At 46.4% G+C, this 8,985-nt stretch carries 7 protein-coding genes; 6 read left to right on the forward strand and 1 reads right to left on the reverse strand.

What is annotated here, in order from left to right; all coding sequences use genetic code 11:
• The coding region (locus Q0R35_RS03625; protein WP_295614564.1) for a transglutaminaseTgpA domain-containing protein at positions 1–1,907 on the reverse strand (1,907 nt) is incomplete at its 3' end.
• A 680-nt stretch (positions 1,908–2,587) separates the two neighbouring features.
• Between Q0R35_RS03625 and Q0R35_RS03630 the strand changes: the two genes are divergently transcribed.
• The 6 genes from Q0R35_RS03630 to bioA form a co-directional block, all read left to right on the forward strand.
• Positions 2,588–3,577: an alpha-ketoacid dehydrogenase subunit beta gene (locus Q0R35_RS03630; RefSeq protein WP_295614566.1), complete on the forward strand. Its 990-nt coding sequence runs from the start codon at positions 2,588–2,590 to the stop codon at positions 3,575–3,577.
• Positions 3,578–3,671: 94 nt separating this feature from the next.
• Positions 3,672–4,526, forward strand: coding sequence for a hypothetical protein (locus tag Q0R35_RS03635; protein ID WP_295614568.1), 855 nt, complete (start codon positions 3,672–3,674; stop codon positions 4,524–4,526).
• 64 nt (positions 4,527–4,590) lie between these two features.
• A complete protein-coding gene (gene secD, locus Q0R35_RS03640) occupies positions 4,591–5,997 on the forward strand; it encodes a protein translocase subunit SecD (protein WP_295614570.1) in 1,407 nt (468 codons plus the stop codon).
• Between the two features lie 169 nt (positions 5,998–6,166).
• Positions 6,167–7,126, forward strand: coding sequence for a protein translocase subunit SecF (secF, locus tag Q0R35_RS03645; RefSeq protein ID WP_295614572.1), 960 nt, complete (start codon positions 6,167–6,169; stop codon positions 7,124–7,126).
• A gap of 114 nt (positions 7,127–7,240) precedes the next feature.
• Positions 7,241–7,663: a hypothetical protein gene (locus Q0R35_RS03650; RefSeq protein ID WP_295614574.1), complete on the forward strand. Its 423-nt coding sequence runs from the start codon at positions 7,241–7,243 to the stop codon at positions 7,661–7,663.
• Between the two features lie 281 nt (positions 7,664–7,944).
• On the forward strand, positions 7,945–8,985 hold a 1,041-nt coding region (bioA, locus tag Q0R35_RS03655), incomplete at its 3' end, for an adenosylmethionine--8-amino-7-oxononanoate transaminase (RefSeq protein ID WP_295614575.1).

Raw genomic sequence — 8,985 nt, forward strand, 5'->3', positions numbered from 1 at the left:
GCTAACCAAGCAGTGACTGGCGATGGTAGCCAACTCGCTACCCAGTTCCAAATTTGTTGGAGTGCGCCAAAAGTTTGGTCTTCATCGGCACCTGGCGGGGTCAAGGGGTGCCCTGGAATCGGATCGAAGGCAAACCATCCATAATTGGGGAAATAGACCTCTGTGAGGGCGTGTGCGTCGGTATTGGAAACCTCGTAAAATCCGGTGAAGGGATTGAATGTACCAGGATCGAAGCCGACGACTAATCGGGCGGGAATCCCGATCGATCGTAACATCATTGTGTAGGTGGTGACAAAATGGTCGGCATAGCCCCCAGTTTGGCAACTAGTCGATTTGCCCTCGCACCGGAACAGGAACCAGTTGGCTAAATCTTCGCCCTCTGGAATCCGATCGAGTGCCATTGGGTCGGCGGGGAGGCGATAATGTTGTTTGAGATATTGGGCGAGGTAGAGGGATTTAGCGTAGGTGGATGTTAAGGCGGGGCTATTTTTGCCGACTTGCTGTTGGGAAGATCGATCGACTAGCTCTTGGGTATACTTTTGGAGTTTAGGGGCGATCGAGTCGGGAATTTGCAGATAATGGTCGATGATATCTTGAGGATATTGGGTACTGGCTGCATCGAGTAATTCGCGATCGCGATATGGTACGTGCGATACGACAGTATAAGTCAATCCGGGCTGTAAACCGATCGGAGATCGGATCGTGCCTTCTAAATCCATCGCAATTTCTGAGGTGGGAAAATATAGCTCGCCAATCGCCGACATCCCTGGAATGATATTGGGTAAATCTTCTAAAGCGGTATAACTTTGAATGATTTGCTTGGTTTTAATATTTTGGGGTGGATAACCGAGCGTAAATTTATATTCCCATTCTGGGCGACGCACTTTGCGGGTTTTATCGTTGCGAGAAATTTCCCAGCCTTTGCCAGTATACCGATCGAATGCCAGAGCGCGCCAAAAGCCTGGAGCTTGAGAACGCACCCGCATGACTAATTTGGGCTTCATGACCCCCCGCAAATTTTGGTCGATCTGCGAGTTAAAACCATAGTAAAAAGTATCGTCGAGCTTACCGTCGCCTCTACCATCGCCCCCTTTGCCATCGATTTGCAAATCTCCCGTGCCGTTGCCCCCTTTCCCCTTACGCTGATAGCCAGGATTATTAATACCCCTCACATCAAACTTCTTTTGTTCGTATTTAATCGGCGCGCTGACGGGGAGCGAACCCTGATAGCCTGGAAAACGCGGCATCAGCGCAAAACTCACCAACCCAATGCCCAAGACTACGCCCAATAATTGCGCCAACTTTCGCCAAGGTAACCCAATCTTGGCAATCTGATTCGGATTCGAGATCGTCAACGGGCTAAGATCGAGACGCGATCGATAGTCGAGAAATAATACCGGAATTGCGATCGTCAAAAATAATAGTAGTAGCGGTGCAAATGTCAATGTCTGACTCAGAGTACCTGCGACGCTAATTAAAATTAAACCGATCGTCATCGAGTAGCCCAAATCCTTACGGCGCGGTAGATCGAAGGTGTGAATTACCTGCATTTGCACCAATAATTCGGCCAGTACCAGCCGCGTATCGTTGAGACTCCCCACCAGATTGGCGACAAAATAACCCAACGCCCCTAACATCGCCAATGCTAAACCAAATTTAGCCCCAATATTATGACCGCGACGATGGTACCAGCTCCAAGCAGATCCAGCAATACTCAAGGGAATCGCCCATAAACTCATCTGAGTCTCAGCAGCGACATCGGTGGCAATAATTCCCACTACTACCATCGACTGTACCAGCACCCGTAACAGCAACGAGTCCTCTGGTGCAGCTTTGGGCATCTTTGCCATCTGGTGCTGAATTTTCGCCAGCAGCGAATTTGGTTGTTGTCGGGCAAATGTGGGCATAATAGCAAGGTGAACGATAGTGGACTCCACCCACTAGCTACTAGCTATCGCTATTAGGTTCGGGCGACGGAGTTGGGATACTAGGTTTAGGGTGCCCAGATTCATCCTCGTTTGTCTCATACTCTTCCAGTTTCGTTTCCCACGGAAATAGGGGCGGATGTCGCCGAATTATTGCATCGAGTTGTTTTTGGATTAATAACGGCAATCGATCTTCCACGTTTGGCACTCACTCTCAATTTGATTTAGATATTGGTCGATATAGCAACCCCAGGTAATGCACTTTAACTGGTCTAATCTTCATCTTTGTTTGAATATACACTACCGCTATCCCCAAATCAGGACAGTCCTCGATCGGAATTAGGGCTAAATTCGTCCGGTTTTCCCTAGCATACAGTTGTTGTCATGCCATTTTGGATTTTAAAACCTGACTCAATGCTCGTTTTGAATCAAAGATGTAGGGGCGGGTTTATGCTAAAAATCTCCGCTGTGACGATAACATTCGGACAAACCCGCCCTCACCCACAGTTAACCTTCTGGTGGGGTTGGGCAGGTTTGTACGGAGGTTGATTTCAGGTTTGGATTAATCGCATAAACCTGCCCCTACAGGTTAACGATCTCACCCCAGCGATCCGGATTCTGTTAGAGTGAGATCTGAGAAATTTAAGTGTTGTAAACCTAGCATGGCAGAAACTCTATTTTTTAATGCCCTCCGAGCTGCGATCGATGAAGAGATGGCGCGGGATTCAGCGGTATATGTGATGGGTGAAGATGTCGGACACTACGGCGGTTCGTACAAAGTCACCAAAGATCTCTATAAGAAATATGGAGAAATGCGGATTCTCGATACGCCGATCGCCGAAAATAGTTTTGTGGGAATGGCGATCGGTTCTGCTATGACAGGGTTGCGCCCGATTATTGAAGGGATGAACATGGGCTTTTTGCTCTTAGCCTTCAACCAGATTTCTAATAATGCAGGAATGTTGCGCTACACCTCTGGTGGTAATTTTACAATTCCCTTGGTCATTCGCGGCCCTGGTGGTGTGGGCAGGCAATTGGGTGCGGAACATTCCCAACGTCTGGAAGCCTACTTCCAAGCCGTTCCTGGTTTGAAAATTGTGGCTTGTTCGACTCCTCGCAATGCGAAGGGATTGCTCAAAGCCGCAATTAGAGACGAAAATCCGGTGTTATTCTTCGAGCATGTGTTACTCTACAACCTCAAAGAAGATCTACCCGATGAAGAGTATTTACTCCCCCTCGATAAAGCCGAAATTGTGCGCCCTGGTGAAGATGTGACGGTGCTGACTTACTCGCGAATGCGCCACCACTGCACCCAAGCCGTGAAACTCTTAGAAGCAGCCGGGAAAGATTACGATCCGGAAATTATCGATCTAATTTCGCTCAAACCTCTAGATTTGGAGACAATTGGGGCATCGATTAAAAAGACGCATAAAGTCATTATCGTCGAAGAATGTATGCGGACTGGCGGGATTGGTGCTGAACTAGTCGCCTCGATTAGCGACCATTTCTTTGATGAGTTAGACGCACCTGTCTTGCGGATGTCGTCACAAGATATTCCGACTCCTTATAATGGAAAGTTAGAATACCTAACGATTATTCAGCCGCCCCAGATTGCTGAAGCGATCGAAAAAATGGTTGATGGCAAACTGTAGCACCAATTTGGGATGGGAGCGGAAGATTGCGATCGCATGATGCCACTCCTAACTCCCAACTAAATTTAAAGATAATTAAATTTCTAAATTTACCGTGCGAACACAGCTTGTTATTCCTTACCTTATTATCCTGCCACTAATTGCGATCGCATCTACAAGTTGTAATCTGGATGGGTCTAGTCTAGATCGTCAAGGTGGAGTGGAACTGACGATGCAGCTCAAGCCTACTAAGCAGCATCCGCAAATCTCTGAGGCAGATCGAACTCAGGTTCGGAGGGTAATTGAAGGGCGGGTTAATAGCTTAGGCGTGAGGGGTGCTGACGTTAAATCGATCGATAACAATCGCATTTTAGTCCAACTACCAGGTGTTAAGGATGCTCGACAGGCGCAGCGAATTCTAGGTGGTACCGCTCGACTCGAATTTCGCGAACAAAAAGTTGGAACAGACGGACAACTGGGTGCAGAGCTGGCGGTACTGAATGCCGCCAAAGAGCAGCGAACCATCCTCAAACAGTCTCAAGCTCCAGACAAACAAGCCATTTTGGAAAATCAAGCCACGATCGAGCAGCAATATACTGAGATTGGTAAACTATTTAGTAAAGCTGCACTTTCTGGTGGGAATCTTAGAGATGCTGCCCCACAACCTGTAGGTGCTGGCGGCTGGGAAATTGCGATCGAATTTGATGATGTTGGTAGTGAAGCTTTTGCCAATCTCACTAAAAACTTAGCAGGAACTGGTCGCTCGATCGGTGTCTTCATCGATAATGACCCCATTAGTACCCCCACGGTCAGTGCTACGTTCGCAGCTACCGGAATTACTGGCGGCAAAGCCGTAATTACAGGTAATTTTACTACTGAAACTGCCAACGATCTAGCGATTCAACTTCGTAGTGGTTCGTTACCAGTTCCTGTCGAAGTTATCGAAAATCGGACAATTAAGCCTAAATAAAGCCAAAGTTCGCAAAAGTTAACCGTCCCCCCCGATTATTGGAAATAACTAATTTAAACTTATTATGCAAAAACAGCGAGTTATTTTAGGCTTAATTATAGTCCTAGTCATCGCTGCGATTACCCTGCTAGTCAACAAGCCAATGCGCTTGGGATTAGATTTACAAGGCGGTTCGCAACTGACTATTCAGATTGAAGCAACTAAAGAGCATCCAGTAATTACCCAATCCGATTTGGAAGCCGTTAAAAAAGTTATCGAAAATCGGATTAATGGTTTGGGCGTAGCCGAAGCTTTAATTCAATCTGCTAGTGGTAATAAAATTTTAGTTCAGTTACCTGGTGTCAACGATCCTCAGCAAGCAGAAAGAGTATTAGGTGGAACCGCACAGCTAGAATTCCGCGAACAAAAAGCTGGAACGGAAGGACAATTAGGTGCAGAGTTAACCGTACTAGAAGCAGCCAAACAAAAGCAAGAAGCCTTTAAAAAAGCTAAATCTACAGATAAAGCCGCAATCGCCGAAAATCAAGCCATCATCGAGAAACAACAGGCTGAGATCGGTAAATTATTCGGCCCAGTTGCTATCGGTGGTAAACGCCTCAAATATGCCAGCCCTCAGCCAGTCGGATCTGGCGGCTGGGAAGTCGCGCTCGAATTTGATGGTGCTGGTGGCGATGCTTTTGCCAACCTTACTAAAAATTTAGCAGGAACGGGTCGCTCGATCGGCGTATTTCTCGATCGAGATCCCATCAGTACTCCAACAGTCAAAGCTGATTTTGCAGCCACAGGGATTACTGGCGGTAAAGCAGTAATTACAGGTAACTTTACAACAGAAAAAGCTACCGATTTAGCAGTTCAACTACGCGGCGGTTCGCTCCCAGTGCCCGTCAAAATCGTCGAGAACCGGACTGTCGGTGCAACGTTGGGGCGCGACAGCATTCAGAGCAGTATCTACGCTGGGTTGGGCGGATTGGCCTTAGTTGCGGTTTTCATGGGTGTCTATTACCGATTACCTGGAATCGTTGCCGATATTGCACTGGTTATCTACTCACTATTATCGTTAGCCGCTTTTAATATTTTAGATGTAACTTTGACCCTTCCTGGGATTGCCGGATTTATTCTGAGTATCGGGATGGCGGTAGATGCCAACGTGTTGATCTTCGAGCGCACTCGCGAAGAATTGCGTGACGGCAAAACGCTGTATAAATCCGTCGAGGCTGGCTTCCACAGGGCTTTTGATAGTATTTTAGACAGTCATGTGACGACCTTAATTTCCTGCGGTGCGTTATTTTTCCTCGGTTCGGGATTGGTGAAAGGATACGCTGTTACACTCGCCGTCGGGGTGGCACTAAGTTTATTTACCTCGCTCACCTGTACTCGCACGCTATTGCTGTTATTAGTATTGGGTTTTCCCATCTTACGTAAAAAAACTCAACTATTTGCACCAAATATACCTAATTTAGCAACTAAGTAAATTAGTAGTTCTTAGTTGTCAAAGTGAATAGTGGGTAGTGAATAGCGAAAAGGAAATACGAACACGCCCCACACTTCTTACTTCTTACTCTTTACTTCTTACTCTTTACTTCTTACTCTTTACTTCTTACTCCTTACTCCTTACTCCGTACTCCCATCCCCTATTCCCTATGAAAAAATTCAGTGTTACCAAACAACGTAAATGGTGGTGGTTATTATCCAGTGTGGTCATCTTAGCAGGAATTACCTCGATGATTTTGTCGTGGACGAATCCCAAAATTGGATCGCCTTTACTGAGAGGATTAGACTTTACAGGTGGCTCAAAACTAGAGTATGGACTAGATTGCAAGGTTGTTAATAATTGTAAACCGATCGATATCGTTGCGGTTCGTGAATTAGTCAAAAACCAAGGAATTTCCGATGCGATCATTCAATTAGCTGGTAAAGATTTTACCGGATTATCGATCGCCACTAAATACCTCGAAACAGATGCGATCGATAAGTTAGAAGCCGCTCTTAATAGTAAAATTGGCAAGCTCGACCCCGACCGCCGCAATGTTTTAAAAGTTGGGGCGACACTCGGAGAAGAACTATTTCAAAATGGTCTGATTGCGATCTTCTTGTCGTTTGGATTAATTTTGTTGTATCTAACTTTCCGATTTAGATTTGACTATGCTTTCTTTGCCTTTGTTGCCCTGTTCCACGATGTATTTATTACCACCGGAATTTTTTCAATTTTAGGTTTAGTGAGAGGTATCGAAATCGACAGTTTATTTGTCGTGGCAATCTTGACAATTATCGGTTTTTCTGTTAACGATACTGTGGTAATTTACGATCGAATTCGCGAAGTTATTAGCATCAATCCCGACCAACCGATCGATAAAATTGTAGACGATGCCGTCAACCAAACGATGTCTCGATCGATCAATACCACTCTGACAGTTCTGCTCACCTTATTCTCGATCTACTTATTCGGTGGCGAAACGCTCAAGAATTTTGCCCTGTGCTTAATTGTCGGCTTTACGGCTGGAGCGTATTCGAGCATCTTCATCGCTAGTACTCTCTTTGGTTGGTGGCGCGCAAATCATCCAGATACCCCCAAACCAACAACAGTTAGTTCTGAATCTTAACTGTTGTTACCTGAAAATCAATTTAGAGTTTAGGGATCTTTTGCTAGCTTAGTGGCGGCGCAATTTTAAAATTGTCGAGCCGATCGAGTTAGAACGGTGAAAAATTGATAACATATGTCTAGAGCGAATCCATCTCAAGATTCGGGATCTGAATTAGATCCCGAAGTCGAACTCGACCCAGTTTTTAAAAACCAAATCGATAATCTCTATCGTCTGACTGTCTATTGGCGATGGAGCGTAATTGGCTTATTATGGCTGACTGTCGGTACTTATAGCCTGTGGGAATTACGTTACCCGATTAGTCTGGTTCAAGAATATTTTACCTGGGCAGCAGTCAAATACGGACTCGTATTTCAGCCGCTTCCGGCGTTTGGCTTGTGCCTATGCGTGGGCATGATGACGGGTACTTTATGCTGGCAAAGTCGAAACTTAATTTGGGGCTTACCAAACAAAGAACGCCAGCAATTAATCGCTAAAGTTTGTCAAATTCGCAAGCAAGGTAGTTCTCATCCACTCTGGAAATGGGTAGTAAGATAGGTTTTGGGTTTTAGGCTTTAGGTTTTAGGTTTTAGGTTTTAGCTGAAACTATTAAAATCCCCTCCTTGGAGCGAAAAGTGCGTTCTTGGGGCGCGAGCTTTGTGGGGGAAGCTTCCCCCACAAACGTCGCTTGTTTCCCCAAGTAAAGCACCTTTTCAAGACAGGGGTGGCGCGCAGCGACGGGGTGGGTAGATCTGGGCAACTCACTAATTCACACTCCCCACACCCCCCACACTCCCCACACTAGCAACTTGCGTTAGTACCAGCCTGCACACTTCTCTATGCAATCTTTACAGCAACTCCTCGATTTCGATCGCTTGCATGTTTGGCATCCGTATGCAGCTATGCCGAATCTGCAACCAGTATTTCCCGTAGCATCCGCACAAGGCGTATATATTCAGTTAATGGATGGTCGATCGCTAATCGACGGGATCTCGTCGTGGTGGACTTGTATTCATGGCTATAACCATCCTCGCTTAAACCAAGCCGCTCACGCTCAGATCGATCGGATGTCGCATATCATGTTTGGCGGTTTGACTCACCAGCCAGCCGTGGATTTGACTCGGAAGTTAATCGATCTTACACCCGCAGCACTCCAGCAGGTATTTTTCTGTGATTCTGGCTCGGTTGCGGTTGAGGTTGCGATGAAGATGGCGGTGCAATATTGGTACAATCGTTGCTTGCCCCAGAAGCAAGGTTTTCTCACTCTGCGAAATGGCTATCATGGGGATACCTTTGCCGCCATGTCAGTTTGCGATCCGGTGAATGGAATGCACCATCTGTTTCGCAATCTGGTGACTCAGCAATATTTCGCCGAGGCACCACAGATTACCTTCGATGATAATTGGCAAGAGCGGGATATTGAGAGTTTTGCAGCCTTGCTAGCAGCTCATCACGATCGCATTGCAGCGGCGATTTTTGAGCCAGTGGTGCAAAATGCTGGGGGGATGCGCTTTTATCATCCAGAATACGTGCGTCAAGCTAAGGCATTATGCGAACGGTACGATGTCTTGCTGATTTTAGATGAGATTGCTACTGGTTTTGGTCGCACGGGCAAAATGTTTGCCAGCGAACATGCGGGAATCTGTCCAGATATTTTATGCGTGGGGAAGGCTCTGTCTGGGGGCTTTATGTCTCTGGCTGCGACGCTGACGACGCGGGAAATTAGTGCCAGTTTTGCCGCAGGTGAAGCAGGAGTATTTATGCACGGCCCGACTTTTATGGCGAATCCATTGGCTTGTGCGGTGGCTGTCGAAAATTTAGCCCTGCTCGAAAGTTACGATTGGCAAGCGACGATTCGATCGATCGAGTCTCAGCTTAAA

The organism is Chamaesiphon sp. GL140_3_metabinner_50 (assembly GCF_025361915.1).
Lineage (GTDB): Bacteria > Cyanobacteriota > Cyanobacteriia > Cyanobacteriales > Chamaesiphonaceae > Chamaesiphon.

Bases quoted from the DNA above. Each gene is read 5' to 3' on its own strand.
- Q0R35_RS03650 (WP_295614574.1), top strand. From the start codon at position 7,241: ATGTCTAGAGCGAATCCATCTCAAGATTCGGGATCTGAATTAGATCCC.
- secF (WP_295614572.1), top strand. From the start codon at position 6,167: ATGAAAAAATTCAGTGTTACCAAACAACGTAAATGGTGGTGGTTATTA.
- secD (WP_295614570.1), top strand. From the start codon at position 4,591: ATGCAAAAACAGCGAGTTATTTTAGGCTTAATTATAGTCCTAGTCATC.
- Q0R35_RS03630 (WP_295614566.1), top strand. From the start codon at position 2,588: ATGGCAGAAACTCTATTTTTTAATGCCCTCCGAGCTGCGATCGATGAA.